This window comes from Phytoactinopolyspora alkaliphila, from assembly GCF_010550695.1.
Classification (GTDB): domain Bacteria; phylum Actinomycetota; class Actinomycetes; order Jiangellales; family Jiangellaceae; genus Phytoactinopolyspora; species Phytoactinopolyspora alkaliphila.
This window is the reverse complement of sequence record NZ_JAAGOB010000006.1, coordinates 65,485-91,729: the sequence shown is the minus strand read 5'-3', so window position 1 is coordinate 91,729 and position 26,245 is coordinate 65,485. Positions and strand designations below refer to the sequence as shown.

The 26,245-nt window shown below is 69.6% G+C and carries 21 protein-coding genes; 15 read left to right on the top strand and 6 right to left on the bottom strand.

Features of this window, described 5'->3' with window-relative positions; translation table 11 throughout:
- Positions 1 to 18 precede the first annotated feature (18 nt).
- Positions 19 to 540 carry a methylated-DNA--[protein]-cysteine S-methyltransferase gene (locus G1H11_RS12460; protein WP_163818912.1) on the top strand — a complete coding sequence of 174 codons (522 nt, stop codon included), beginning with the start codon at positions 19 to 21 and terminating at the stop codon, positions 538 to 540.
- 19 nt (positions 541 to 559) lie between these two features.
- Here the strand turns inward: G1H11_RS12460 and G1H11_RS12455 are convergent, their stop codons facing one another.
- From G1H11_RS12455 to G1H11_RS12440, 4 genes are read right to left on the bottom strand one after another with little or no spacing between them, the layout of a single operon-like run.
- Positions 560 to 1,159 (bottom strand): CbiQ family ECF transporter T component, encoded by a 600-nt coding sequence (locus G1H11_RS12455; protein ID WP_163818911.1) that lies wholly within the window; start codon positions 1,157 to 1,159, stop codon positions 560 to 562.
- A gap of 1 nt (position 1,160) precedes the next feature.
- Positions 1,161 to 2,327, bottom strand: coding sequence for a thiolase family protein (locus tag G1H11_RS12450; protein ID WP_163818910.1), 1,167 nt, complete (start codon positions 2,325 to 2,327; stop codon positions 1,161 to 1,163).
- Positions 2,320 to 3,738, bottom strand: a complete 1,419-nt coding sequence (locus G1H11_RS12445) for a class I adenylate-forming enzyme family protein (protein ID WP_163818909.1) — start codon at positions 3,736 to 3,738, stop codon at positions 2,320 to 2,322. Before G1H11_RS12445 ends, G1H11_RS12450 begins: the two co-directional genes overlap by 8 nt.
- A gap of 10 nt (positions 3,739 to 3,748) precedes the next feature.
- On the bottom strand, positions 3,749 to 4,354 hold the full coding sequence (locus tag G1H11_RS12440) for a biotin transporter BioY (protein WP_163818908.1): 606 nt from the start codon (positions 4,352 to 4,354) through the stop codon (positions 3,749 to 3,751).
- A gap of 535 nt (positions 4,355 to 4,889) precedes the next feature.
- On the opposite strand from G1H11_RS12440, the gene G1H11_RS12435 reads away from it, so the two are divergent.
- Both G1H11_RS12435 and G1H11_RS12430 read left to right on the top strand, forming a co-directional pair.
- Positions 4,890 to 5,867: a hydroxyacid dehydrogenase gene (locus tag G1H11_RS12435; RefSeq protein WP_163819125.1), complete on the top strand. Its 978-nt coding sequence runs from the start codon at positions 4,890 to 4,892 to the stop codon at positions 5,865 to 5,867.
- On the top strand, positions 5,864 to 6,895 hold the full coding sequence (locus tag G1H11_RS12430) for a LacI family DNA-binding transcriptional regulator (protein WP_216843700.1): 1,032 nt from the start codon (positions 5,864 to 5,866) through the stop codon (positions 6,893 to 6,895). The genes G1H11_RS12435 and G1H11_RS12430 overlap by 4 nt, the downstream gene beginning before the upstream one ends.
- 4 nt (positions 6,896 to 6,899) lie before the next feature.
- Here G1H11_RS12430 and G1H11_RS12425 read toward each other — a convergent pair whose 3' ends face one another.
- Complete coding sequence (locus G1H11_RS12425) at positions 6,900 to 10,787, bottom strand: S8 family serine peptidase (protein WP_163818907.1); 3,888 nt, start codon at positions 10,785 to 10,787, stop codon at positions 6,900 to 6,902.
- Positions 10,788 to 10,919: 132 nt separating this feature from the next.
- Between G1H11_RS12425 and G1H11_RS12420 the strand changes: the two genes are divergently transcribed.
- The 8 genes from G1H11_RS12420 to G1H11_RS12385 all read left to right on the top strand — a co-directional run bounded on the left by G1H11_RS12420 (position 10,920) and on the right by G1H11_RS12385 (position 21,904).
- On the top strand, positions 10,920 to 11,879 hold the full coding sequence (locus G1H11_RS12420) for a helix-turn-helix transcriptional regulator (protein WP_163818906.1): 960 nt from the start codon (positions 10,920 to 10,922) through the stop codon (positions 11,877 to 11,879).
- Positions 11,880 to 12,023: 144 nt separating this feature from the next.
- Complete coding sequence (locus G1H11_RS12415) at positions 12,024 to 15,404, top strand: pyruvate carboxylase (protein ID WP_163818905.1); 3,381 nt, start codon at positions 12,024 to 12,026, stop codon at positions 15,402 to 15,404.
- A gap of 433 nt (positions 15,405 to 15,837) precedes the next feature.
- On the top strand, positions 15,838 to 17,055 hold the full coding sequence (gene fdhA / locus G1H11_RS12410; RefSeq protein WP_163818904.1) for a formaldehyde dehydrogenase, glutathione-independent: 1,218 nt from the start codon (positions 15,838 to 15,840) through the stop codon (positions 17,053 to 17,055).
- Between the two features lie 97 nt (positions 17,056 to 17,152).
- Positions 17,153 to 18,247: an iron-siderophore ABC transporter substrate-binding protein gene (locus tag G1H11_RS12405; protein WP_163818903.1), complete on the top strand. Its 1,095-nt coding sequence runs from the start codon at positions 17,153 to 17,155 to the stop codon at positions 18,245 to 18,247.
- Positions 18,201 to 19,247, top strand: a complete 1,047-nt coding sequence (locus tag G1H11_RS12400) for a FecCD family ABC transporter permease (protein ID WP_163818902.1) — start codon at positions 18,201 to 18,203, stop codon at positions 19,245 to 19,247. Before G1H11_RS12405 ends, G1H11_RS12400 begins: the two co-directional genes overlap by 47 nt.
- A 104-nt stretch (positions 19,248 to 19,351) precedes the next feature.
- Positions 19,352 to 20,338 (top strand): FecCD family ABC transporter permease, encoded by a 987-nt coding sequence (locus tag G1H11_RS12395; RefSeq protein ID WP_216843699.1) that lies wholly within the window; start codon positions 19,352 to 19,354, stop codon positions 20,336 to 20,338.
- A complete protein-coding gene (locus tag G1H11_RS12390) occupies positions 20,335 to 21,138 on the top strand; it encodes an ABC transporter ATP-binding protein (RefSeq protein WP_216843698.1) in 804 nt (267 codons plus the stop codon). Before G1H11_RS12395 ends, G1H11_RS12390 begins: the two co-directional genes overlap by 4 nt.
- 7 nt (positions 21,139 to 21,145) lie before the next feature.
- Positions 21,146 to 21,904, top strand: a complete 759-nt coding sequence (locus tag G1H11_RS12385; RefSeq protein ID WP_163818899.1) for an SGNH/GDSL hydrolase family protein — start codon at positions 21,146 to 21,148, stop codon at positions 21,902 to 21,904.
- Between the two features lie 12 nt (positions 21,905 to 21,916).
- Here the strand turns inward: G1H11_RS12385 and G1H11_RS12380 are convergent, their stop codons facing one another.
- Positions 21,917 to 22,447: a hypothetical protein gene (locus tag G1H11_RS12380; protein WP_163818898.1), complete on the bottom strand. Its 531-nt coding sequence runs from the start codon at positions 22,445 to 22,447 to the stop codon at positions 21,917 to 21,919.
- Between the two features lie 150 nt (positions 22,448 to 22,597).
- Here G1H11_RS12380 and G1H11_RS12375 point away from each other — a divergent pair, with 150 nt between their 5' ends.
- From G1H11_RS12375 to gap, 4 genes are all read left to right on the top strand, one after another.
- Positions 22,598 to 23,344: a hypothetical protein gene (locus G1H11_RS12375; RefSeq protein WP_163818897.1), complete on the top strand. Its 747-nt coding sequence runs from the start codon at positions 22,598 to 22,600 to the stop codon at positions 23,342 to 23,344.
- The gene (locus tag G1H11_RS12370) at positions 23,341 to 24,450 is read left to right on the top strand and encodes an ImmA/IrrE family metallo-endopeptidase (protein WP_163818896.1); all 1,110 of its coding nucleotides are present in this window, start codon (positions 23,341 to 23,343) and stop codon (positions 24,448 to 24,450) included. The genes G1H11_RS12375 and G1H11_RS12370 overlap by 4 nt, the downstream gene beginning before the upstream one ends.
- A 168-nt stretch (positions 24,451 to 24,618) precedes the next feature.
- On the top strand, positions 24,619 to 25,212 hold the full coding sequence (locus tag G1H11_RS12365) for a TetR/AcrR family transcriptional regulator (RefSeq protein WP_163818895.1): 594 nt from the start codon (positions 24,619 to 24,621) through the stop codon (positions 25,210 to 25,212).
- Between the two features lie 5 nt (positions 25,213 to 25,217).
- Positions 25,218 to 26,234, top strand: a complete 1,017-nt coding sequence (gene gap / locus G1H11_RS12360) for a type I glyceraldehyde-3-phosphate dehydrogenase (protein WP_163818894.1) — start codon at positions 25,218 to 25,220, stop codon at positions 26,232 to 26,234.
- The last annotated feature ends 11 nt before the right edge of the window (positions 26,235 to 26,245 follow it).

The window sequence follows — 26,245 nt, the reverse complement described above, 5'->3', positions numbered from 1 at the left end:
GCGGGCAGAATGGGAGCCATGAACGACGACGAGGTCGCGGTCGCCGGGATCAGCAGCCCGGTGGGGCGGGTGAGCGTCGCCGTCACCACGGTCGGCGTCGCGCAGGTCCGCTGGGCGGAGCCCGAGGAGCTGGCCAGCCGGTTCAACCGCCGCATGGTCGCCGACAAGGCCAGGACAGAACCGGTGCTGAGCCAGCTCAGGGAGTATTTCGACGGCTCTCGCACCGAACTCACGGTGCCCCTGGACTGGAGCGGCACGTCGGGACATCAGCGCGCGGTGCTGCAGGCCCTGCACGCCAGTGTGCGGTTCGGTAGCTCGGTCACGTACGGGGACCTGGCCGCCCGCAGCGGCACCGGAGTCCCGGCGCGCGGCATCGGCGCCATCATGGGCTCCAACCCGCTGCCCATCGTGGTGCCGTGTCACCGGGTGCTCGCGCACGACGGCCTCGGCGGGTACAGCGGCGGAGCGGCCGGCACCGGCCTGGAGGTCAAGCGGTGGCTGCTCGCCCTGGAGGGCGTCCTCCCGGCCACCCTGATCTGAGGCGGCGTCATGGGTGAGGTCAGTCGTCCATGCCGCGCGCCTGCAGGGCCTCGCCCAGCGTGTCGGCGTATCTCAGCACACCCACCACCAGCGGCACGGCGAACGCCTTGACGTTGCGCTCCTGGCCACGGGCGCGTTGCGCGTCGCGTACCTGCTGGGCGATCCCCGCCACTACCGGCACGCTCCGGATCGCAAGCGACATCACCAATGACACCCGCGCCGGGTCCACGCCCAGCCGGCGCAACGGAGACAGGCCCCGCTCCATGGCGGCCATCAGATCGGCGGTCCGGGTCGTCAGAGTGACCAGCCCGGCCAAGGCCACCGCCACCACCAGCCGCGACGTCAACGACACGGCCGTCGTCCAATCCGTCACCAGGACCTGGACCACCAGGATCACCAGCACGAACCAGCGCAGCGGACGGATCTGCGCCCACGCTTCCACCCAGCGGATGCCGCCCAGTGCGTACAGCACGACGGTCCCCGCACTGGCCACGCCCACACTCCACGGCTCCCGCACCGCGAGAAGCGCCACGCAGGCCACCGCCAGGGTGAGCAGTTTCACACCCGCCGGCAGCCGATGCAGCACCGAGGAGCGCGCAACGTAGGCGCCAGTCAGCACCTCAACGCACCACCTCGAACAGGGCAGCCACGCCCATCCCGCCACCGACCGCGGCGGTGGCGAGACCGAGCGTGCCCGCCGGCGCCCCGCCGCGCACCAGCCTGCTGAACAGGCGGACGACAGAGACGGCGCCCGTGGCACCCCACGGATGCCCGAGCGCAAGCGCGCCGCCGTCGGGGCACACTCGCGCGGCGTCCCGGTGGAGGGCGTCCAGGCCGATCGCGTCGGCGACAGCGAGTACCTGCCCGGCGAACGCCTCCACGATCTCGACGGCGGCCACCTGCCGGATTCCGACGCCCGCACGGCTGAGAACGCGCTCGACGGCCGGCACCGGGCCCCAGCCCGGCAGTCGTGGATCACAGCCCACGACCGCACCGGCGACCAGCCGCAGCCCCGGCCTTCCGGGGTGTGTCCGGGCCGACACCATCGTGACGGCGGCGGCGCCGTCGCTGACCGGGCACGAGTTCCCCGCCGTCACGCTGCCACCTGGAACGAACGCCGCTGGCATCCTGGCCAGCACCGACTCCCGGAGCGGCCGTGGTCGCTCGTCGTGGCGGAGCCCGGCCACTGGCACGAGCTCCGCGTCGAATCGACCCGCTTCCCGGGCGGCGAGCGCCTTGGCGTGGCTCGCGGCAGCGTAGGCGTCCTGGCGCTCCCGGGTGACGCCAGTAGCGGCGGCGAGGGCGTCGGCTGCTTCGCCCATATCCGGGTCGCCGTACTCCGGAGGCGTGAAGGCGGCGCGTGTGTAAGGCGAGTCGGGCTCGCCCGGCTGGACGGCTCGATACGCCCGCCTCGGAGCCGTCGACGCGCTCTCGGCTCCGCCCGCCAGAATCAGCGACGCATCACCGGCACGGATCGCTTGCGCGGCCAGCAGCACGGCCGCCAGTCCGCTGCCGCACTGCCGGTCCACGGTCACGCCCGGGACATCCTCTCCCAGGCCCGCGGCCAGGGCCCCGACCCGAGCAATGTTCCCGCCAGGCCCCACGCAGTTGCCGATCACCACGTCGTCCACGCGAACGGCATCGGTCGCGGAATCGATCGCGGCGTCGGCTGCGACCGCGGTGAGCACCGGGGTGAGGAGACGGTCGACGCTCACGCCGGCGAGGCCATGGCCGGCGGTGCCGATGGGTGTCCGGCGCGCGGCGACCACCATCGCCTGGTCATTCATAGGTGTCCTCGTGGGCACCCGGGCCGAGCGGCCGGGTGCGGAGCGTGCCCGTGCGCAGGCCTTCGCTGATCGCCGCGCGCGCCGGCTTTCCCACGGCGGTGCGCGGTAGGTTCTCGACCACCAGCCAGCGCCGAGGCCGCTGGGCCGCGCTCAGGTGGGATCTCGCCGCCTCCTCCAAGAGTCGCCGGGAGACCGGTGGGTCACCCGTTTCGATCACGGCGGTGACCACCGCGCCCAACCGGCCGTGCGGGGTCCCGGTGACGACGACGCCCCGCACCCCCGGAACGGCCACGAGCACGCTCTCGACGTCCTCGGGGACCACGGTGGAGCCGCCGGTGATGACCGCACCGTCACCGCGCCCGCGAAGCCGCAGCGTGTCCGCCCCCACCGCGGCCAGGTCACCGACGCTCGCCCAGCCCGCGTCGTCGCGACGGAACGGGCCGGAGGCGCCCCCCAGGTAGCGGCTGGCTATCCACGGCGAGCGCACCCACACCTCCCCCACTGTGTCGTCGCCGTCGGCCCGGCGAAGGTCGATCTCCACGCCGTCGAAGGGCCGCAGGCCGGTTCCGTCGGTGTCGGCTGCGACAAAGGACAGCTCCACCGCGCCGTAGTACGCGACCAGCGCTATCCCGAGCGCGGCTGCCCGCTCACGCAACCCCGGGAGCAACGCCGCCCCGCTGACTAGTGCAGTCCGGATCCGATGCGGCGCAGGACGTGACCCGTCGCCGGAGCTTTCCAGGGCGGTGAGCATCTGGTCCAGCATGTGCGGCACGGCGTGGACGATGTCCACTCCGGCCAGGAACTCCCGGACAACGCCTGGCCGCCAGCGGCCGGTGACGATCACTTCGGCTCCCAGGGCCAGACCGTGCAGCGCCGCGAAGCAGAACAGCGACGACACGAGGGGCCCCGGCACCAGGATCCTGTCGTCCGGCGTCATTCCCGCTAGCTTCTGCGCGGCCGGATACGAACCGGTCCACGATCCCCGGGTGCGGACGACGGCGCGGGGCCGCCCGGTGCTCCCCGAGCTGAATCCCGCCCAGGCGAGGTCGTCGGGCCGAGCTGGCCACGGCTGGTAGGCGGATGTCTCACCAGAGGCCACGTGCACGTGGTGGTCCGGCCGGATCGTCTCCAGAACGTCGTCGCGATGTCCTGCCGACCAGGCCGGGTCGCAGACCAACGGGACAGCACCGATCAGGTCCGCAGCCAGGATCGCTGCGAGCATGTCCGCAGGCTCGGCGAAATCCACGGCAACCACCTGGCCAGGGCGGACGCCTGTGGCCCACATCCGGCCGGCGGCGTCGTCGATGTCGGCTGCCAGCTCGGCGTAGGTGCGGGCGTGACCGATCGCGCGCACGGCGACCCGGTCGGGCCGTTGCGCGGCATGCGCCAGCACGTCCCTGGCTACCGGCATGTGGCATATCTCATCGGATTGCCAGCCGAGCCCGCCGGGCGGCGGGCGCCGCGTCCGGATACGCCCGCTGTACTCCGGTGACCACCACCGCAGCGGCGACCGACTTGATCGCGTCGCCCGGCAGGAAGACCAGCGACAGCTTGATCGTGGTCCCCAGTGGAACACCCGTGACCAGGGATTGCACCGGAATCCCGATCAGCAGGATCACCGCTGAGCCGAGGAGGCCCGCAGTCAGCACCCAATGCGCTCCGGGTCGCACACCCCCGCGCTCCACGATCCAGCCGACGACGAACGCCGCAAGGACGAAACCCACGAGGTATCCCACCGACGGCCCGGCGAAGACGCCGAGCCCGCCCCGTCCTCCGGCCAGTAACGGCAGCCCGGCAGCGACCAGGGCCAGGAACAACAAAACGGTGAGCGCAGCGCGCCACGCTCCCAGGATGGCTCCGGTGAGCAGAACGCCGAGGGTCTGCAGAGTGATCGGTACCGAGTTGCCGAACAGGCTGAAGGAACCCGGCAGTCCGAGCACGGCGATCAGGGCCGCGAATACCGCGACCCTGGCCAGGTCGGCAGCCGGCAATCGACGCGGCCTCGCGGCGGCGGAGTCGTTCGTCATGAGATTCCTCCAGATGAGCGGCGATCGAGTGGGCCGCCGCCGTGGGACCCGTCCTGCCTCCGCTGTCAGGTGTCTATCACTACACGCTCAACCCTCGCTGAACCACACGCAGGTGCGCAGCGACGATCCGCACCAGCGCCGGAGATCAGTCTTGGAGGTCTCCCACAACACCGGCCGCGTGTGATTCCACAGTCATGTTGTAAGCGTGTGACGGCACGACAGCCTCACACTCATCGACCGACCCTCCGTTGTCGGTAATCAAGGCTCGCGGTTCATACAAAGGCGCCGGATCCGCCCGAGTGCCAGGAACACGCAGTCCTCCACCGCTGAGAACACACCTTCCATTGATCGACCAGTACCGGTAGTCGCGCGCCACACCCACAGAGAACGTTGTCTATTCAGGCGCCAGGCCGGCAGCTAAAAGAGCAGCGCAGAGTATAGAGTTCGTTTTCTACGGCTCTCGCTCGAAGGGTTACCTGCGGTGACACCTCCCACCGATTCATCCGGCCCCGGCAAGCCCGTGGCGTTGTTCGTCATGAGTCCCGAATACGTGCCTTCGCTCTTCCCTCCGGAGACGCTCGCCCGGCTGCGCCAGGTGGTGGACATCGATCCGGCGCGAATACTGCAGCGGTTCGACGAGCCGGACGTGCAAAACACGCTGGCCGAAGCACAGGTGCTCATCACCGGATGGGGCTGCCCGCGCCTGGACGCTGACGCGCTGGAGCGCCTGCCCAAGCTACGCGCGGCGGTGCACGCGGCCGGATCGGTCAAGGGACACGCCACGCCGGTGTGCTGGGAGCGCGGGATCGCGATCTCGTCGGCCGCGGATGCCAACGCGGCGCCGGTCGCCGAGTACACGCTGGCGGCGATCCTGTTCGCGGGGAAGGGTGTCTTCGAGCACCGGGAGCGATATCGCCGTGATCGGGTGTTCACGCTCGGGGATCTCTACGGGAACGTGGGGAACTACGGACGACGGGTCGGCATCATCGGCGCCTCGCGCATCGGGCGTAGGGTCATCGAGCTGCTGCGGCCGTTCGACTTCGACGTCTCGGTTCACGACCCCTACCTCACTACAGCCGACGCCGCTGCTCTCGGCGTTCGCGCGGTCAGCCTGGACGAGCTGGTCGCCACCAGCGACATTGTCAGCGTCCACGCTCCGGCCACGCCGTCGACCCGGCACATGCTCGACCGCAAACGGCTGGCCAAGATGCCGGACGGAGCGATTCTCGTCAATACCGCGCGAGGCTCGCTGGTGGACACCGCCGCGCTCACCGGCGAACTCGTCGCCGGGCGGCTCAGCGCCGTGCTCGACGTCACCGACCCGGAGCCACTGCCCGCGGGCTCGCCCCTGTTCACGTTGCCCAACGTCTTCCTCACCCCACATATCGCGGGCTCCCAGGGCAACGAGCTGGCCCGGATCGGCCGCGCCGCGGCGGACGAGGTGGAGAGGTTCTGTCTCGGCCGGCCGCTCCGGCACGCCGTCGCCCTCGCCGACCTCGAGACGGCCGCGTGAGGCCCGGCATCAAGGACGTCGCGGCACGCGCGGGCGTCTCGCCAGCCACCGTCTCCCGGGTCCTCGGCGGAACCTATCCGGTAGCCCAGGCCACCCGGGCCAAGGTGCAGCGGGCCATGCGCGAGCTCGACTATGTCGTCAACGCTCAGGCTCGAGCCCTCAAGGGTGCCACGTCGAAGACGGTGGCATTCATCGTCAGCGACGTCACGGGCCCGTTCTTCGCCCACGTGGCCGACGGAGTGGAACAGCAGGCTACGGCGGAGGGCCGGCTGTGCCTGGTCTGCACCACGCACGACGAGCCCGAGCGCGAGCTGGCGGTCATCGACCTGATGCGCGAGCAGCGAGCCGACGCCGTCATCCTCGTCGGAGGTGGCCAGGAGGATCACGCCTACCGCGAGCGGATGGTGCGCCTCGCGCGGGCGCTCGACGACGCCGGATCCCGGCTGGTGCTCTGCGGCCGCCCACCGCTGGGCGATGACGTGCCCGCGACCGTGGTCGACTACGACAACGAAGGCGGCGCATTCGCCATGACCAGCCACCTGCTCGCTCTGGGGCATCGGCGGATCGCGTTCATGGGTGCCCAGGAGAACCTGACCACTCCCACAGCGCGGGTCCGGGGTTTCCGGCGAGCGCACCACGAGCGAGGGCTCGAGCCGGATCCGGAACTCGTCATCGAGGGCGAGTTCACCCGGTCGTTCGGGTATGCCGGTGCCAGGGATCTCCTGCGGAGGCGACCGGACGTCACGGCCATCTTCTCCGCCACCGATGTGGTCGCGACCGGAGTGTTGCAGGCCGTGCGGGACGCCGGTCTGCGTTGCCCGGACGACGTCTCGGTCACCGGCTACGACGACATTCCTTTCGCCGCGGATTTCGCGCCCGCCCTGACGACGGTCAGCATCCCGCACTCCGAGCTCGGGCGAGCGGCCGTGCGCCTGGCGCTGCACCGCGACAGCTACTCCACCGGACAGTACGTCAAGCTCGGCACCCACCTCGCGGTGCGCGACTCCGCCGGTCCCCTGCCCCACTGACCGCTCAGGACAGCGCGTAGGCGCGCTCGATCATCTGCACCGTCCGGTTCCCGGCGTCGTCCCACGCCTCGACCCGGAGGCTGACGTACCCGTTGGTGGCGGACAGCTTCGGGTGCTTGGCGCGCACCCGGAATCCGCCCTCGCGCGGCCGCGGGATCGTGTGCGCCTTCTCCCAGGTGGAACCGTCGTCGTACGAGAGCGAGACCTCCATCCCGGCCACCGAGGCCGGACCCCTGTACCCCTTGGCCCGATCGGTGCGCACCACGAAGTTGAACGTCCGGCCGGCCGGCGCGTGGTTGTCCAGCCCCAGCGGCAGGTCGTAGCCGAGGAGGATGACCGGCAGTGCCGCGCAGGCGTTGGCTCCGGGCAGCAGGCCGCGGCAACCCTCGATCTCCAGTGCTGACGGTGCCTCCGAGCGGAACGTCCACGCGGTCTCGGACCGGTTCGCCAGCAGATGCTCCTCGTCGGGGACAGCCTCCGCAACCCGTTCGATCCGGTACGTCGCCGGCTCCGGGACCAGCAGCAGCTCGGGCCGCTCGATCCGCTCACCGTCCCGGTACACGGTGGTGGCCGTGCTCATCCGGCCGAATCCCGTGTGGGTCGGATCCGCGTCGCCGAGGATGCTGGGCGCGAATCGGAGGATCGCCTCGGAGCGGCAGAAGTTGCAGGGCAGACTCGTGTAGCCGGCGGGATGGCTGGGCGCCTTGAACCAGCTCACGCTGACTTTCTCCCGCGGCTGGTACGCGGTCTCGCCACCGTTGAGCCGGGCCGCGTCGAATCCCTGCGTGGAGGTCGCCTGCTGCGCCTGCCGGATATCCGGTCCTGCCACGACATAGTCCGTGCGCACTGTGGGCTGCATCACCGGCTCGAAGTAGCGCGTCGCCCCTCCTTGCCACGCCTCGTAGGCCGTCACCAGGGCGCTGCCCATGCGCTCCGACTCGCTGTGGAACGAGTTCTCGATCGCGGCGAGATCGGATCGCTTGACCGTATAGCCCAGATCGCTCGGAATCGCCCCGTCCTCAGCCGCTCGCAGCGTATAGGTGAAGGTGCTCTCCCGCAGGCCGGTCAGCGTGAGGTGCACCGCACCGCTGCCGAGCCGCTCCCGCAGCCTCGTCGTCTCCTCATATGTGGTGCCGAGCACGGGAAGCGTGTTGCTAGAGCTCAGCATCACCGAGACGGCGCCGGGGCTCTCAGGGACGACGAGCATCGCCGCGGCACCGTGCGCTTGCGCCGTGGCCGCCTGGTCGGCCACGTAGTACGAGTCGGACTCGACCATGGCCAGCTTGCCCCGGACATCGACGCCCTCGTAGTCCTCCGCGCGGCCGGAGCCGACGTCGACCAGTTCCAGGCGTCGCGTGCCGTCGAAGCGGCCGGTCCATTCCGGTGTGACCGTCCACAGCGCGGAGTCCTGGCCTTCGATCTTCGCGGTGATGAGCGGCTCCCGCCACGTCGTCAACGCCGTCATGGACAGGGACCCGGCTGGCGGCTCGTCCGCCGGGATCGCTCCGAAGCGGGCGTCGCTCCCCCACAGGTCACTCAGCACCGTGACGCCGCCGCGACGTCCGTTGGCGGAGGTGCGGAAGAGCGACTGGGTCACCTGCGTCGCTTCCGTGCGGCGGCGTTCCCCGACGACGTCGAACTCGATGTCGACGGCGCTGCGGCCATCGATGGTCACCGACATGTCGCGGTCGACTCCGATGACCGTTGTGGCGAACATGTCCGTGCTGTAAACGACGTCCGGACGGCCCGGATCGCGCGTGGAGAAATGACCGTCGACGGTGTAGTCGCCCGCCGGTACGCGGAACACGGCTCGGCCGGAGTCGTCGAGGCCCGCGTAGCTGTGGAACATGTCGGGGTCGGTCAGGTCCTGGACCACCAGGCTGCCGCTGCGCGGGGTCTCCGCGAACCGGTCCGTCACGTCCACGGTGAGTTCGTAGACCGGCCCCTCGACCGCGTAGGCGACCACCGTGTTCACCTCTGCCCCTCCGGGCTCGGTGGCGCGGACGAACCCGGAGTAGGTGCCGGGCAAGGCGAGGACCGGATCGAGTGTGAGGTCCACCTCGGCCTGCCCACCCGCGGGAACGACGACGGTCTGCGCCGACAGGCCAAGCACGTCCTGACCGACCGGAGCGCCGTGGCCGCGCACGTCGACCGTCAGCTCGAGCGCGAGGTCGGTTTCACCGGTGTTCCTGTAGGTGAGGGTCTGGGCCTGCGCGGAGTCACCCGGGGCCGGTTGCCGGACGAACCCGAAGTCCACCTTGCCCGTGGCGTACAGATCCTGCCCCGTGGCCCGTGCGGCGTCGACCCGGCCGGCGCCCTGGTGATAGACGTCGTTCCCGGCGTCGAACGCGGTGCTCATGAGCGCGTCCTTGAGCTGCCCGGCGTCCCATTCCGGATGCTTCTGCAGGAGCATCGCCGCGACGCCGGCGACGTGCGGGCTCGCCATCGAGGTGCCGGACTGCGCAAGATAGTGCTCGCCCACGGGCGTGCCCGGCCCGGGGCTGCTGCCGGCGGCCCAGGCGGCGACCACGGGACTGCCCGGAGCGGCGATCTCAGGTTTGAGGGCATGGTCTCCGCGCCGGGGCCCGCGGCTGGAGAAGCCCGCGATCTGATCCTCGCCGTCCACGGCGGCCACCGCGAGGGCCGAGTCTGCCGCGGCCGGCGTGCTCACCGTCGAGCTGTCCGGCCCGGCGTTTCCGGCCGCGATGACGAACAGCGTGCCCGTCTCCGCGCTGATGGCGTCGACGGCGAGGCTCATCGGGTCGGTGCCGTCGCTCGGGAACGCGCCGAGACTCATGTTCACCACGTCGGCGGTCTCGGCGGCCCACTCCATGCCGGCGATGATCCAGGAGTTCTGTCCCCATCCGGAGTTGTTGAGCACCTTGCCGATGGCCAGATCCACCCCTGGAGCGACACCCGCATAGCGGCCGTCCGAGGCAGCGCCGGTGCCGGCGACCGTGGACGCGACGTGGGTGCCGTGTCCGGCGTGGTCGTGCACGTCCTCGTCGGGGACGAAGCTCATCGCCTCGCTCACCTGACCGGCGAAGTCCGGGTGGCCGGCGTCGTAGCCGGAGTCGAGCACGGCGACGGTCACGCCGGAGCCGTCGAAGCCGCGCTCCCACGCCTCGGGAGCGCCGATCTGCGGGCGGGAGTCGTCCATACTGGCGGTGGCCTTCCGGTCCAGCCAGACCTTGCCGATTCCGGCGGCCAGCTCGTCGTCGGCCGAGAAGGCCGTCGGGGCGTCAGCGGGCACACCCCGGATCTGGTTCCAGAAGTCCTCCGCGGACTTCTTGTCCACCTGCACGCCGGCGCCGTTGATGCTATGCAGGTGGACCGGCTCGGCCACGGTCGCCGCCAGCTCGGCGGCCTGCTCGGACAGGGCGGCGGCCGCATCGCCACGGGCCGTGCGGGCCGGCTCCTGATAGGTCACGATGACCGGCAGAGTGTCCACCTCGTCGTCGGTGTAGCCGTTCTCCGCCAGATAGCGCACGTCGAACAAGCCGCGATCGAGCACGCCGGCGTCGATCAAGGGCCGGGCCTGGTCCGGGATCGCGAAGACGCCGTCCGGCCCGTTGACGATCTCGACCTCACGGGTTCCACTGCCGGGGTCCAGCTCGACATGGATCTCCGGGAAGGCACCGCCGCGGTCGGCATAGTGCACCGCGTCACCGGTGATGAGGGTGATCCTGACCGCGTCGGCCGATTCCGCGAGATGGGGCGCGGTCGTCGTCGCGGGCAGGGCCGCGGTCGTCATCGCGGGGAGGGCCGCCGTCGTCGTCGCGGGGAGGGCCGCCGTCTCCGGCGCCGCCTGGCTGCCCTGCGCGAGCACTCCGACGGCCATCGCGGCCGAGGCCACGGCAGCGGCGATCGGGCGAAGCGATACGTATTCCACGGAGTCCTCCAAGATCAGTGCGGTATGCGGCAGTTCAGCACCGGAGGAGGTGTCTGTCCATACTTGCCCTGTGGCCAAAACAGGCAGTTGCCACTTCTGGCCAACCACGATCCGTACCCACGGGAGGGTGTCATGCTGCAAGCGGCCGGGGTCGAAGAGTTCGACGAGCAGGTCTATCGCACCCTGGTGCGCAAGCCGTCCGGCACGCTCTCCGAGCTCGCTGCCGCCCATCGCAGTTCCACGTCACGAGTCCGCGCCTCCCTCGCCCGGCTCGAAGAGCTGGGCCTCGTCCGTCGGACGGCGGCCCGCGCGTTCGTGCCGGTGTCCCCGGATGCGGCGCTCGCCGCCCTGATTCAACGGCGCGAGGCGGAGCTGGCCGCGGTGCGCGCGGAGATCATCGAACTCGCGGAGGACTTCCGCACCGGCCGCATCGAGGCCCATCCAGGTGGGCTGATCGAGGTGATCAGCGGAACCGAGACCATCGCTCGCCGCGCGCGCGAGTTCAACGACGGCACCCAGCGCGAGATCCTTGCCTTCGACAAGCCCCCGTACGTCTTTCAGCCGGGCGCGCACGAACTGGCCGCGGAGCGCCCTCTGCTACAGCGCGGCGTCGTGGCGAAGGCGATCTACAGCCAGGAGGCCGTCGACGCGCCGCAGCGGCCGGCCGTCCTCTCGCAACTGGCCGCACTGGGAGAAGAGGCCAGGGTGCTTCCCGAGCTGCCGTTCAAGCTGCGGGTCTACGATCGCCGGGTCGCGATCGTCCCGCTCACCACTGATCAGCACTCCACCGAGAGCGTCGCGATCGTCCACCAGTCAAGCCTGCTCACCGCGCTCATCGCCCTCTTCGACGCGTACTGGGAGCGGGCCTTCCCGATCTCCGGTCTGGAGACCGGGCGGCCAGCGGAGCTGACCGACGACGACGTGGCGCTGCTGCGGATGATGAGCGCCGGGCTCAAGGATGAGGCGATCGCCCGGCAGCTCGGGGTGAGTACGCGCACCCTACGTCGGCGTGTTCTGCATCTGATGGACCTCTTGCACGCCTCCACGAGGTTCCAGGCGGGGGCGCAGGCCAGCCGGCGCGGCTGGATCTGACGGCGAACGTGCCCGTACGGCAAGACACCGATCCGGGCACGCCGAGTCCTCGGTATCCTCAGCGACGGTCTCGACGTTCGTTCCGTCGGCAGGACTCAGCGTTCCAGGCATGGCCGGCCAGGTGGCGGCCAGGAAGGATCGATCATGTTCCGCAAGGTACTCGTCGCCAACCGCGGTGAGATCGCCATCCGCGCACTACGTGCAGGCTACGAGCTCGGAGCCGCCACTGTCGCGGTGTTCCCGCACGAGGACCGCAACTCCCTGCACCGGCTGAAGGCCGACGAGGCGTATGAGATCGGTGAGCGCGGTCACCCGGTGAGGGCGTACCTGTCTGTCGACGAGATCGTCGCCGTGGCCCGCCGCTCCGGCGCGGACGCGGTCTATCCGGGCTACGGGTTCCTGTCCGAGAACCCTGAACTGGCGCGGGCCTGTGCCGAAGCCGGAATCTCCTTCGTCGGCCCGTCCGCCGACATCCTCGAGCTCGCCGGGAACAAGGCGCGCGCCGTCGCGGCGGCGGCCGAGGCCGGGGTGCCGGTGCTGGCCTCCTCGGCGCCGTCGGCGGATGTGGACCAGCTGGTCGCCGCGGCCGAAGAGATCGGCTTCCCGGTGTTCGTCAAGGCCGTCGCGGGTGGCGGGGGCCGCGGCATGCGGCGGGTCAACGTGCCCGGCCAGCTGCGGGAGGCCATCGAGGCCGCTGCCCGGGAGGCCGAGTCGGCGTTCGGCGACCCCACCGTGTTCCTGGAGAAGGCGGTGGTGAACCCACGCCACATCGAGGTACAGATCCTGGCTGACGGTCATGGCGAGGTCATTCACCTGTATGAACGGGACTGCTCCGTGCAGCGCAGGCACCAGAAGGTCATCGAGCTGGCGCCCGCGCCGAACCTGGACCCCGAGCTGCGGGCGCGGATCTGCGCGGACGCGGTGCGGTTCGCCCGGCAGATCGGCTATCGCAACGCGGGCACCGTGGAGTTCCTGCTCGACGAGGGTGGCCAGCACGTCTTCATCGAGATGAATCCCCGGATCCAGGTGGAACACACGGTCACCGAGGAGGTCACCGATGTGGACCTGGTGCAGTCGCAGATGCGGATCGCCGCAGGCGAGAGCCTGCGCGACCTCGGCCTGACCCAGGACTCGATCACGCTCCGGGGCGCCGCCATGCAGTGCCGGATCACCACCGAGGATCCGGCCAACGGATTCCGCCCGGACATCGGCGTGATCAGCGCCTATCGCTCGCCGGGCGGTTCGGGCATCCGGCTGGACGGCGGCACAGCGTTCGCCGGCGCGGAGATCAGCGCCCACTTCGATTCGATGCTGGTCAAGCTGACCTGCCGGGGGCGGGACTTCCCCGCCGCGGTTGGCCGGGCCCGGCGCGCGCTCGCCGAGTTCCGGGTCCGCGGAGTCTCCACCAACATCCCGTTCCTGCAATCCGTGCTCGACGATCCGGACTTCCGAGCGGGGCGCGTGACGACGTCGTTCATCGAGGAACGGCCGCACTTGCTGACCGCCCGGCATTCCGCCGACCGCGGCACCCGGCTGCTGACCTATCTCGCCGACGTGACCGTGAACAAGCCACACGGCGAACGGCCCAGACTGGCGGACCCTCTTCTCAAGCTGCCGGAGGTACCGGACGGCGATCCTCCGCGCGGCTCCAAGCAGCTGCTCGACGAGCTCGGCCCCGAAGGATTCGCCCGGCATCTGCGTTCCTCGTCGACGCTCGGCGTGACCGACACCACGTTCCGGGACGCCCACCAGTCCCTGCTGGCCACGCGAGTCCGGACCAAGGACCTGCTGGCCGTGGCGCCCGTCGTCGCCCGCACGCTGCCGCAGCTGCTCTCCATGGAGTGCTGGGGCGGCGCCACCTACGACGTCGCGCTCCGATTCCTCGCGGAGGATCCGTGGGAGCGACTGGCGGCGCTGCGCGCGAGCCTGCCCAACATCTGCCTGCAGATGCTGCTCCGCGGCCGGAACACCGTCGGCTACACGCCCTATCCACAAGACGTGACCACCGCCTTCGTCGACGAGGCCGCAGCCACCGGCATCGACATCTTCCGGATCTTCGACGCTCTCAACGACGTGTCACAGATGCGCCCGGCCATCGACGCCGTCCGGGCCACAGGCACGGCCGTGGCCGAGGTCGCGCTGTGCTACACCGCTGACCTCTCCGATCCGTCGGAGCGGCTCTACACCCTGGACTATTACCTGAAGCTGGCCGAGCAGATCGTCGCTGCCGGCGCACACGTCCTGGCGATCAAGGACATGGCCGGGCTGCTGCGCGCTCCGGCGGCCACCCGCCTGGTCTCCGCGTTGCGCCGGGAGTTCGATCTGCCCGTGCACGTCCACACCCATGACACCGCGGGCGGTCAGCTGGCCACGTACCTGGCCGCCGTCCAGGCCGGAGCCGACGCGGTGGACGGCGCCGTGGCGTCGATGGCCGGCACCACGTCGCAGCCCTCCTTGTCCGCCATCGTCGCCGCCACCGACCACTCCGAGCGGCCCACCGGGCTCGACCTGCGAGCCGTCGGCGACCTGGAGCCGTACTGGGAGACCGTACGCAAGATCTACGCACCGTTCGAAGCGGGTCTCGCCTCACCGACTGGCCGGGTCTACCACCACGAGATCCCGGGCGGGCAGCTCTCGAACCTGCGCACTCAGGCGCAGGCGCTCGGGCTCGGTGACCGGTTCGAGGAGATCGAGGCGATGTACGCCGCCGCGGACCGGATCCTGGGCCGCCTGGTCAAGGTCACTCCGTCGTCCAAGGTGGTCGGTGACCTCGCTTTGCACCTGGTCGGTGCTGGCGTCGAACCCGGCGCCTTCGAGACCGACCCGGCCGCGTACGACATCCCGGACTCGGTGATCGGGTTCCTCCGTGGCGAGCTCGGCGAACCTGCCGGGGGCTGGCCGGAGCCGTTCCGCACCAAGGCACTGCAGGGACGGGCCGACCCCAAGCCGGTGCGCGAACTGTCCGCCGAGGATCGCGACGGGCTGGAGAAGGAGCGCCGAGTCACACTGAACCGGCTGCTGTTCCCCGGCCCCGCCCAGGAGTTCCTCGACCACCGCGACGTGTACGGAGACACGAGCGTCCTGCCGAGCAAGGACTTCTTCTACGGGTTACGGCCCGGGCAGGAGCACGCCGTCGACCTGGAGCCGGGTGTGCGCCTGCTGATCGAGCTCGAGGCGATCGGTGAGGCCGACGAACGTGGCATGCGGACCGTGATGGCCACTCTCAACGGCCAGCTCCGGCCCATCTCGGTGCGTGATCGTGCCATCGCCTCCGACGTGCCCGCCGCCGAGAAGGCCGACAAGTCCGACCCAGGTCACGTCGCGGCCCCGTTCGCGGGGGTGGTGACGCTCGTCGCCAGGGAGGGCGACCCGGTCGAGGCCGGAGCCACGGTGGCCACGATCGAGGCGATGAAGATGGAGGCCTCGATCACAGCGCCCCGGGCGGGCGTGGTGCGGCGTCTCGCGATCGCCGCCGTGCAGCAGGTGGAGGGCGGCGATCTGCTGATGGTGATCCAGAGTCCCTGATCGGTCGCGGCTATCGCCTGGCACGTTGCACGATCGACGCTGCGCCGCCGCGCACGGGCTCACCCTCGTCACCCGCAACGTGAAGGATGTCGAGCGGGCAGGCGTACCGGTCATCAACCCATTCGTGCTCTCTGGCTAGACCTGAGAAGGTCCGGCATTCCACGGGCTCGCCGGCCCGCCGCCGTACGCCGGCTTCAGAGGGCCGTCCACGCCTTTGACGTCCTTCCGCCGCGGTTCTAGGCTCGATAGATCCGCGTGGGGCAACGACCCCACACCGCACCATCGCACCGCGGAGCCCCGCGATGATCACATCGCTTCCGGGCAGGGCTCGCGCTCGACGAGTTGCTGCCGCGCCGCTGGCAAGACGTACCTCGCCATGTCTTCAGTTCCCACCACTCCAGCACTTCCGCCATCAACGCAGAGGAGCGACGCCGTGCCCGAGAACAGAGCTGTCATCTACAAAGGCCCAGGTCACGTGGAGGTGGAGGAGGTCGACTACCCCACCTTCGAGCTGAAGGACGGACCCGGAGTAAATCCCGACAACGTCGGGCGCCAACTGCCGCACGCGGCCATCCTCAAGGTGGTCGCCACCAACATCTGCGGCAGCGACCAGCACATGGTCCGCGGCCGCACCACCGCGCCCGCGGGCCTGGCCCTGGGCCACGAGATCACCGGCGAAGTCGTCGAGACCGGCCGGGACGTCGAGTACATCCAGACCGGCGATCTCGTGTCCGTGCCGTTCAACATCGCCTGCGGACGGTGCCGGAACTGCAAGGAGGGCAAGACCGGCATCTGCATGTACGTCAACCCCGACCGCCCCGGCTCCGCATACGGCTACGTGGACATGGGCGGCTGGGTCGGTGGGCAGGCCGAATACGCACTGGTGCCGTACGCCGACTGGAATCTGCTGAAGTTCCCCGACCGGGACCTCGCCATGGCCAAGATCCGCGACCTGGCGATGCTCTCGGACATCTTCCCCACGGGCTTCCACGGCGCCGTGACCGCTGGCGTCGGCCCCGGATCGACGGTGTACATCGCCGGTGCCGGCCCGGTTGGCCTGGCGGCCGCTACCTCGGCGTTCCTGCTCGGTGCCGCGGTCGTCATCGTCGCTGACCTGCAAGCTGACAGATTGGCGCAGGCCCGCAGCTTCGGCTGCGAGACGATCGACGTGTCCCAGGGCAGCCCGACGGAGCAGATCGAGCAGATCCTCGGCGAGCCGGAGGTCGACTGCGCCATCGACGCCGTCGGCTTCGAGGCCCGCGGGCACGGTTCGGACTCGCAGACCGAGCACCCGGCCACGGTGCTCAACGCGACCATGGACGTGACGCGTGCCGGCGGCGCGGTAGGCATTCCCGGCCTCTACGTCACCGGCGACCCGGGCGCCGCCGATGAGGCCGCCAAGGAGGGCTCGCTGTCCGTCCGGCTGGGATTGGGCTGGGCGAAGTCGTTGTCCTTCACCACCGGCCAGTGCCCGGTCATGCGCTACAACCGCCAGCTGATGATGGCGATCCTCCACGACCGGGTTCAGATCGCCAAGAACGTGAACGCCACGGTGGTTCCGCTGGATCAGGCGGCGGACGGATACGCCGAGTTCGACCGCGGCGCGGCCCGCAAGTACATCCTCGATCCCCACGGGATGATCTCGTCGTAGCGCCCGAGGTTCAGACGATCCCTCCGGAATGAGTCATTAGGTAAGGCATGCCATACTGAGGGCGCACTTACGTGAATGACTCACCGGAGGCACCGACATGTCCGCAGTCTGGACCCGCATGCCCGCTCGCCGACGAGCCCGACCCGCTGGGCATCCTCCAGGCCTGGTCGCACTCGCGGCCGTCACCTCGTTCACGCTGTTCGCGGCCGCCTGCGGATCCGGCGACGGTGACGAGCTGTCCGCCGCGGACCAGACCGGGAGCGCCGACACCGCCGAGAACGCCGACGCCTTTCCGGTGAGCATCGACTCGGCCTTGGGAACCGCCGTGATCGAGTCGGAACCCGAGCGGATCGTCACCATCGGCTGGGGCGTGCAGGACACGGTCCTCGCGTTGGGCAAGAATCCGGTCGGCGTGGAGTACGACGAGTGGTCAGGCGACGCGGACGGCTACCGGCCCTGGTTCCGCGAGGCCGTGGAGAGCGCCGGCGGCGACCTCCCTGCCACGTTCGCGCTCTACCCGGAGATCGACATGGACGCGATCGTCGCTCTGGAACCCGACCTGATTCTCGCGCCGAACTCCGGGATCACCCAGGACGACTTCGACATCCTCAACGAGCTCGCCCCCACGGTCGCGTATCCCGGGCGTGCGTGGGCGACACCCTGGGACACCGAGATCGAGCTGATCGGCGAGGCGCTCGGCAAGAGTGACGAGGCGTCCGCATTCATCGACGACATCGCCGGCCAGTTCGCCGAGGCCGCCGACGAGCACCCCGAGTTCGAAGGAGTCTCGTTCGCGTACATCTATGCTGTGCAGCCCGGCCAGCTGCACCTGTACCAGCGCCACGACCCTCGCGTCGAGTTCCTCGCCCGGCTGGGTTTCGAGGAGGTTCCCGAGCTTGCCGAGATGGAGTTGAGCGAGGGCCAGTTCACCACCGATCTCGGTCTGGAACAGGCCGATCTGCTCGACGACGCCGACCTCATCGTCACCTGGTTCAACGACGAGACCAATCAGGCCGAAGCCGAGGCACAGCCCCTCTACGCGCAAATACCGGCCGTGCAGCGCGGCACCTACCTCCCGGTCATCGACCGGCACCTCGCGGCCGCATCCAGCATGCTGACCCCGCTGACAGTCCCCTGGGTCATCGATGACTACGTCGATCTCCTCAGCGACGCCGTCGCCGGCCTCGACTGAGGCCCACGGCGACCGGGGGAGGGCCGCCCGGCTCGCCCTCGGACTCCTACTCGCCGCGGCCGCCCTGGCCGTGGCGTGCCTGGCCAGTCTCGCCATCGGCAACAAGGCACTGAGCCTGTCCGAGGTATGGCTGGCCTTGACTCAGCCTGGCGAGAGCTATGCACACGTCGTCGTCGACAGCCGCATCCCGCGCACAGTCTTGGGGGCTGTCGCCGGGACGAGCCTGGCCGTGGCGGGTGTCATCATCCAGGGGATCACCCGGAACCCGCTCGGCGACCCCGGCCTGCTCGGCGTCAACGCCGGGGCGTCGGCGGCGATCGTGACCGGTATCGCGTTCCTCGGCGTCGGATCGGCGTCGGTGTGGGCGGCCATCCCTGGGGCGTTCCTGGCGGTGGTGGTCGTCTACGTGCTCGGCTCCGGACGACGCGGCGTGACTCCGCTGCGGCTCGTGCTCGCCGGTGCGGTGATCACCGCCGTGCTCACCGCGTATGTCCAGGCCGTCGCACTCACTCATCCGGATGCGTTCGACAACTACCGCTTCTGGGTGGTCGGCGCGCTGGCCGGGCGGGGCTTCGACGTCGTCGGCGAGGTGATCCCCTTCGTCGTCGCCGGCCTGGGCCTTGCGATCCTGCTCGTGCCGGGCATGAACGTGCTGGCGCTCGGCGACGACACGGCTCGGGCGCTGGGCGCGTCGACCGCCCTGATCCGGGTCGGCGGGGCGGCGTCGGCCACTCTGCTGTCCGCGGCGGCCACCGCCGCCTGCGGACCGATCGCGTTCGTCGGTCTCGCCGTGCCGCACATGGTGCGGCCCTTCACCGGCCCGGACCACCGGTGGCTGCTGCCGTACTGTGCGATGCTCGGCCCGGTCCTGTTGCTCGCGGCCGACATCATCGGCCGGATCGTGGTGCGCCCTGGCGAGCTAATGGTCGGGATCGTCACGGCATTTCTGGGCGCTCCGATCCTCATGCTCAGCGTCCGCCGGATGAAGGGCCGTGCCTGATGCCGGCGAGTACCGCTGTTCAACCTCGGACGCCGCCCGCCACCGGGGCGCCCCCGAGACCTGCGGCCAGGGTGCTGCGCATCGGTACGTGGGTCAGCGTGCCGGTGAAGCCGCGTAGCGTCGTCGTCGGCGTCCTGATCGGCGCCGGACTCTTCGTGACCGCGCTGCTCACGCTCACCCTCGGTGATCTCGGAGTTCCGATCACCCGGCTGCTCATCCCGTTCGGCGCCGAACTCGGCGCTCAGGAAGAGTTCGTCCTCAGCCGGTTGCGCGGCCCCCGCCTCGCCGTGACGCTGACCGCGGGAGCCGGTCTCGGCATCGCCGGCGCCCTGTTCCAGACGGTGACCAGAAACCCGCTCGGGAGCCCGGACGTGATCGGGCTGGCCGCGGGGGCCAGTGCGGGTGCTGCCGCGTTCGGCCTGATGTGGACCGGGATAATTCCCTTGCCCGCCGGAGCTCTCGTGGGCGCGGTCGTGGCGATGGTCCTGGTCTATGCCGGCACCGGACAGGGCTTCAGCTCGCCCGCCCGGATGATCATCGTCGGCATCGGCGTCAACGCGATGGCGCTCGCCTTCGTCCAGTGGATCATCACCAGGACGACCCGGGAGCAGGCCACCGTCATCGCCGCGTACCTCAACGGCAGCACGGCGTCACGTTCATGGGACGACGCCCGCCTGATGGGTCTTGCGATGCTCGTCCTGCTGCCGTGTACCCTGGCGCTCAGCCGCCGGCTGCAGATCGCCGACATGGGCGACGAGCTGGCCGACGCCCTCGGAGCAGGTGCCGTGCGCACCAAGGTCGCGGCGGTCGTCGTGGCGATCTGCTCCGCGACGGCGGCAGTCACGGTGGTGGGACCCGTGGCGTTCGTCGCGCTGATGGCGCCGCAGATCGGGCGGCGCCTCACCCGCGCCCCCGGACCGAACATCGCCGTAGCTGCGCTCACCGGGGCGCTCATCCTGGCGGTAGCGGACCTGGCGGTCCAGCAGGGACCGTTCGGCGTCCAGCTGCCGGTGGGCATCCTCACCGCGGGCGTCGGCGGCGTGTACCTCGGCTATCTGCTCATGAAGGAATGGAAGAGGATCTCCGTATGACAACGGCCGCAGGCCTCAGCGCGCGGGACGTCACACTCGCCTACGACGCCCGAACCGTCATCGAGGAGCTGAGCTTCGACGTGCCCGACGCCGAGTTCACGGTGATCGTCGGACCCAACGCCTGCGGCAAGTCGACCCTGCTCAAGGCACTGGCCAGGACCCTGAAGCCCGTCTCGGGCGAGGTGCTGCTCGACGGGCGGGCCATCGGCGAGTACCGCAGCAAGGCTGTCGCACGGCGGCTGGCGATGCTGCCGCAGAGCCCCATCGCCCCGGAAGCCATCAGCGTGCGTGACCTCGTCGGGCGCGGACGGTACCCGCATCAGACCCTCCTCCGGCAATGGACCAGCGCGGACGGCGACGCCGTGGAGCATGCCCTCGAGGCGACGGGCGTGGCCGAACTGACGGACCGGCACGTCGCGGAGTTGTCCGGCGGACAGCGCCAGCGCGCCTGGATCGCCATGGTGCTCGCGCAGCAGACCGAGTACCTGCTGCTTGACGAGCCGACCACGTTCCTCGACATCGCGCACCAGTACGAGGTGCTCGACCTGTGCTCGCGGCTGCACGCGGCCGGGCGGACCGTCGTCGCCGTCCTGCACGATCTCAACCAGGCCGCCCGCTACGCCACCCACCTGGTCTGTATGAAAGACGGCGCCATCCTGGCCCAGGGCCGCCCGGATGAGATCATGACCAGCGAGCTGATTCACGCCGCGTTCGGCATGGACTGCCGGATCATCACCGATCCGGAGAGCGGCTCGCCGATGGTCATCCCGCGGCACACCCGGGAATTGGCTCGTCGATAATGGGCCCATGCGGATCGTGTCTATCGGCGACAGCTTCACCGAGGGAATCGGCGACGAGCGCCCGGACGGCACGGTCCGGGGCTGGGCCGACCTCGTGGCCACCGGCCTCGCGCTCGACATCGGAGAGCCGGTCGAATACGCGAACCTGGCCATACGCGGCAAGCTGATGGCGCAGATCGTCCGCGAACAGCTCGAACCAGCCCTCGCGCTGGAGCCGACCGTCCTCACGTTGAACGGCGGCGGCAACGACATGCTGCGGCCCCGGGCGGACGTCGCACGAATCTGTTCGCTGACCGAGCACGTGATCACCCGGTGCCACGCCGTGGGCGTGCGGCCGCTGATCCTCAGCGGCGGCAACCCAGCGCGGAACCTGCCGATGGGCAGGCGGATGCAACGCCTCGGCGACCTGCTGACCACGGCCGTCGAGGAGCTCACCATCAAGCACGACGTCATGTTCACGAACATGTGGGCCGACGCCGAACTGACCCATGCCGCCTACTGGTGCGACGACCGGCTGCACCTCAACGCCGCAGGCCACCACCGTGTCGCCGCGCACGTCTTGCAGACGCTCGGCGCAGCCTACCCGGAAGAGTGGATGCTGCCGGCGGCCTCAGGCCCGGCCCTAGCGCCCGGTCTGGCGGCGAACGCCGCGTACTACCGGCAGCACGTCCTTCCGTGGATCCGCAGACGGCTCACCCGCCGGTCCTCGGGCGACGGGCGGCAGCCCAAGTACATCGACTGGCGTGCCATCGAACCGGACGCGTGAGGTTTCCTGCGCTCATCCCAACGGCCACCGAGGCGGGACGGGGAAGGGATCGTTTGGGCCTAGGCCCGCCCACAGGATTCCCAGCTCGTCACGACGCAGGGTGCGGGCGAGAGTGCCAAGTGGCTCTGCGATGGTTTGTGCCCAGTCGTTTCCGGTTGAGGCGGGATCATCGTCGGCGGCGTGCGGTGGGAACGTGATACGCCTGCCGATCACTCCGATATCGCCAATTCGGTATCGGTAAAGAACGCACGTACTGTTGAGCGTCTCAATCCAGGCGTCAAGAAGGTTTACCTCTTCGCCGAAATCCTCACGGAGGTCTCGCGTGACGACCGCTAGAACTACACGCGCATCGGCGTCGTCACGGAACTCGCTCGGGGTAGGGCTTGGCACGGTGACATCATTCCAGGCACCCAGGTACGTCGACTGGCGCGCGGTCGAACCGGTGCCCTGAAGACCGCGGTAATAGCTCTCCGGTAGGGGGTCGACGTTGGCTCTCGCGCCGGATGAGCACCGGAAGCGGTCACGCTGGGCGGTTCCGGTCACAGTGTTCGTCCTCGGCATGGCGACCCTGTTCGTCGTCAGCTGGCTCCAGCAGGTTTGAGAGCGACAGGCTCACCGGCGAGCGAGGTAGACGGTGTTGGCCGCGTATCCGGCCGCCGGTGCGATGTCAGTGCGAGTTGTTTTACTGGCCGCATGGCGACTTGGGATCCGCACGGGCAGCAGCATCTGGAGTCCATCCGCGCCTCGTTGGTCGAGGTGGGAGTGGTCGATCTGGTTCGGCGCGAGGCCATCGAGGTCTGGCGCGCGAATCGCGAGCGCTACGAACCCGATGAGCTGCACGACGACGCCTTCACCCTGGGTGTGCTCTCCAGCCGCAACCTCTCCAATCGAATCCTCGATCAAGTGGGGCGCAGCGAGTCGTGGCGTGCCGCTGGCGTGTCGGCCGCGCGGGAGTTCACCGGCACCGTCGTACGCACGCCGAGCGCCGACGTGCGGCTGGTCAAGGCTCCCCATTCCACCGGACGGGAGCCGGTGTTCAGAGCAGATTTCGAGTGGAACAGCAGTGAGTCCCGGCTCGCCGCCGCGGCACGCAATCGCGCCGTCTACCCGGTGCCGCCCAGGCAGCCGGGGGCCGAGCCGCTGTTCGAGCTGAACGTTCCCGGCGCGGCACAAGCGGTCAAAGGATGCCGTGACGCCTTCCTGGTGTGGGGTGCCGAGATCGAGAACGGCCTGACGGCGGGCTGGCTGGGGCTACCGACCACAAGCTCAGATCGCTGGATCGCCGTGATACCGGCGTGGTGGGACGAGGCCTCCGCGCCCGGCGTCGCCTATGAAGAGGACGGTTCGGCGCCGAATAGTGAGGCAGGCTTCGGGGCCAGGCCCGCTCCCGTCCCCACCATCACCCTCAAACGGGTCGACGCGGAAGGATTCGGACGATGACCGCCGAGTCCGACGGCGTGCAGCGTGCCCGTCGGCGGCGAGGCAATGGCACGGTGGACGGATTCGATGGCAGGCGGCTCTCGTTGGCCCGGCGGCTACGCGGAATGCCACGCACCATGCTGGCCGCGAGAACCAGCGTCACGGCGGCCTCGATCACCCAGTTCGAACGGGGCACCCGGCCTTCCGACGCCGTGCTGGCCGAACTCGCGCTGGCGCTGGGGATGCCGGCGGAGTTCTTCCGCCCGGGCAGGCCGATCGAGCAGGTTCCGGCCAGCGCGGCGCATTTTCGATCACTACGCGCCACGCCGGCAGCCTCCCGAGATCAGGCGCTCGCTTTCGCCGAGATCGCCCTAGCCGTGGTTGACGTCCTCGAACAGTACGTCGACCTGCCGGCCGTGACCGACATCGTCGACCCCGTACACGAAGAACCCACACCTGACGAGATCGTCGCGACCGCCGCGAGAACTCGTGCACGGCTCGGCGTCGATCCCGGACCCCTGCCGCACTCCGTCCGGCTCCTCGAGGCGCATGGCGTCGTCGTCCTCCGCCTGCCTCCCGAGATCGACACCAAGGTGGACGCGTTCTCCACGGAAGCCGGCCACAGGCCTCTGGTACTGCTCTCGCCCGCCAAGGATGACCGCGCCCGCAGCCGGTTCGACGCGGCGCACGAGCTCGGACACCTCGTCATGCACCACGACGTGGAACCAGGATCGAAGATCACCGAACGTCAGGCCGACCAGTTCGCCTCGGAGTTCCTGGCCCCCACTGCCGAGCTCGAACCCGATCTGCCGCGCGCGGTGGAGTGGGACGCACTCCTGCATGCCAAGACTAAATGGGGAGTCAGCCTCGCCGCTCTGGTGTATCGGGCACACAGCATCGGCATCTGGAGTGAGCACGCCTACCGTCGCGCTAATCAGTACTTGCGAGATCAGGGCTATCCCGAACCGGGCGCGCTCGGTCCCCCAGAGTCGCCGTACATGCTCGGAGCCGCCATCAACCTGCTCACCGAAGCAGGCAGGAGCACCAGCGAGCTCGCCAGGGTCAGCGGTCTCACCGCCGAGCAGTTCCACGACGTCATTTCCGCGGGCACGGAGACGAATTCATGACCGCGCCTCGTCTTCGGCCGGATGGCCACCGGCGTTCGCGGCCGGGACTTCCTTCGGTGATCATGCGGCTCGACGAACCCCGGAGCGCCGGTGACCTTGCGATGAAAGTTGCGCGGGTCGAGGCGGGCTCCCCAGGGCTGTACCTACTAGTAGGTGTAGAGTGCAGGCATGGACTCTCGGGAGCTGTTGGTCGAGACGATGAGCGACCTGCTGTGGGAGCGCGGCTACGCCGATACAAGCCCGCGTGACATTCGCGAGCGCTCGGGCGTGGGGCAGGGCAGCATGTACCACCACTTCCCATCCAAACGGGATTTGGCTCTCGCGGCCCTGGAGCGCAACGTCGCCGCTCTGCTGCCGGCGGTGTCCGATCTCGATGGTCGCGGGGACCCGTTGGCTCGGATCGAGGCGTATCTGACCCGTCCGCGCGACGCCCTCAAGGGCTGCAAAGTCGGCCGAATGACCCAGGACCCGCAAGTCCGCGAGGACCCGGTCCTGCTCGCCCCGGTGGCACGCGCCTTCGCCCAGGCGCACGTCAGCTGGGTGAGGGTACTACGCGAGGCGATCGCCGCGGGTAAGTTGCGCGATGACCTCGCCCCGGAACGCCTCGCTCACACCCTGATGGCCGTCCTGCAAGGCGGTTATGTGCTCGCTATCGCACAACAGGACTCGGCCCCGTTCGAGGATGCGTGCGCCGGCGCTGTCGACCTGCTCCGCGCAGCAGCGACATCCACCTCGAACCTCAAGAACGACAGGAGAAAGTGAAAGACATGGCGGTACGCATCGGCATCAACGGATTCGGGCGGATCGGGCGCAGCTATCTGCGCGCTGCCCTGGCGAACGACGCGGACATCGAGGTGGTGGCGGTCAACGACCTCACCGACGCCCGCACGTTGGCTGCCCTGCTCGAGTGGGATTCCATCTCCGGCCACCTCGACGGGGTCGGGGTCGAGGACGACGCCATCATCGTCGGGGGCAAGCGCATCACCGTTTTCGCCCAGCCCGATCCGGCGGCCATCCCCTGGGGAGAGGTGGGAGCCGACGTCGTCATCGAGTCCACCGGCCGCTATACGGACGGCGCCGCGGCGGCAGCCCACCTCAACGGCGGCGCGCGGAAGGTCATCATCTCGGCGCCGGCCAAGGGGGACGTTCCCACGTTCGTCCTCGGGGTGAACGACGACAAGCTCGACGCCGACAGCCACGACATCTTCTCCAACGGCTCCTGCACGACGAACTCGCTGGCACCGCTGGCGAAGGTGCTCAACGACTCGTTCGGAATCGAATCCGGTCTCATGACGACGATCCACGCCTACACCGGCGACCAGAGATTGCACGACGCTCCGCACTCGGATCTGCGCCGGGCACGCGCGGCCGCGCTCTCGATCATTCCCACGTCGTCGGGCGCGGCGAACACCATCGGCAAGATCATCCCCGAGCTCGACGGCCTCCTGACCGGAGCCTCGCTGCGCGTCCCCGTCCCGGCAGGCTCGATCACCGACTTCACCGTGATCCTGCGCAGTGCCGCCAGCGTCGACGAGGTGAACGCCGCGTTCCGCGAAGCCGCTGGCTCGCAGCCGCTAGAGCACTATTTGAAGTACTCCGAGGCACCACTGGTCTCAGCCGACATCGTCGGCGATCCCCACTCGTCGATCTTCGACGCGCCGCTGACAGAGGCCGTTGGCAAGCAGGCCAAGGTGCTCAGCTGGTACGACAACGAGTGGGGATTCGCCAATCGCCTCGTCGAGTTCTCCGCGCGGATCGGCGCCGCCGTCCATTCACGCGCGTAGGCGTCAGCCGG

What these genes read in the sequence shown, in the direction of transcription:
- G1H11_RS12390 (WP_216843698.1), top strand. Translation starts at nt 20,335, where the DNA reads ATGACAACGGCCGCAGGCCTCAGCGCGCGGGACGTCACACTCGCCTAC.
- G1H11_RS12420 (WP_163818906.1), top strand. Translation starts at nt 10,920, where the DNA reads ATGCTGCAAGCGGCCGGGGTCGAAGAGTTCGACGAGCAGGTCTATCGC.
- G1H11_RS12450 (WP_163818910.1), bottom strand. Translation starts at nt 2,327, where the DNA reads ATGAATGACCAGGCGATGGTGGTCGCCGCGCGCCGGACACCCATCGGC.
- G1H11_RS12440 (WP_163818908.1), bottom strand. Translation starts at nt 4,354, where the DNA reads ATGACGAACGACTCCGCCGCCGCGAGGCCGCGTCGATTGCCGGCTGCC.
- G1H11_RS12370 (WP_163818896.1), top strand. Translation starts at nt 23,341, where the DNA reads ATGACCGCCGAGTCCGACGGCGTGCAGCGTGCCCGTCGGCGGCGAGGC.
- G1H11_RS12445 (WP_163818909.1), bottom strand. Translation starts at nt 3,738, where the DNA reads ATGCCGGTAGCCAGGGACGTGCTGGCGCATGCCGCGCAACGGCCCGAC.
- G1H11_RS12375 (WP_163818897.1), top strand. Translation starts at nt 22,598, where the DNA reads ATGGCGACTTGGGATCCGCACGGGCAGCAGCATCTGGAGTCCATCCGC.
- gap (WP_163818894.1), top strand. Translation starts at nt 25,218, where the DNA reads ATGGCGGTACGCATCGGCATCAACGGATTCGGGCGGATCGGGCGCAGC.
- G1H11_RS12435 (WP_163819125.1), top strand. Translation starts at nt 4,890, where the DNA reads ATGAGTCCCGAATACGTGCCTTCGCTCTTCCCTCCGGAGACGCTCGCC.
- G1H11_RS12415 (WP_163818905.1), top strand. Translation starts at nt 12,024, where the DNA reads ATGTTCCGCAAGGTACTCGTCGCCAACCGCGGTGAGATCGCCATCCGC.
- G1H11_RS12405 (WP_163818903.1), top strand. Translation starts at nt 17,153, where the DNA reads ATGTCCGCAGTCTGGACCCGCATGCCCGCTCGCCGACGAGCCCGACCC.
- G1H11_RS12400 (WP_163818902.1), top strand. Translation starts at nt 18,201, where the DNA reads ATGACTACGTCGATCTCCTCAGCGACGCCGTCGCCGGCCTCGACTGAG.
- G1H11_RS12460 (WP_163818912.1), top strand. Translation starts at nt 19, where the DNA reads ATGAACGACGACGAGGTCGCGGTCGCCGGGATCAGCAGCCCGGTGGGG.
- G1H11_RS12385 (WP_163818899.1), top strand. Translation starts at nt 21,146, where the DNA reads ATGCGGATCGTGTCTATCGGCGACAGCTTCACCGAGGGAATCGGCGAC.
- G1H11_RS12365 (WP_163818895.1), top strand. Translation starts at nt 24,619, where the DNA reads ATGGACTCTCGGGAGCTGTTGGTCGAGACGATGAGCGACCTGCTGTGG.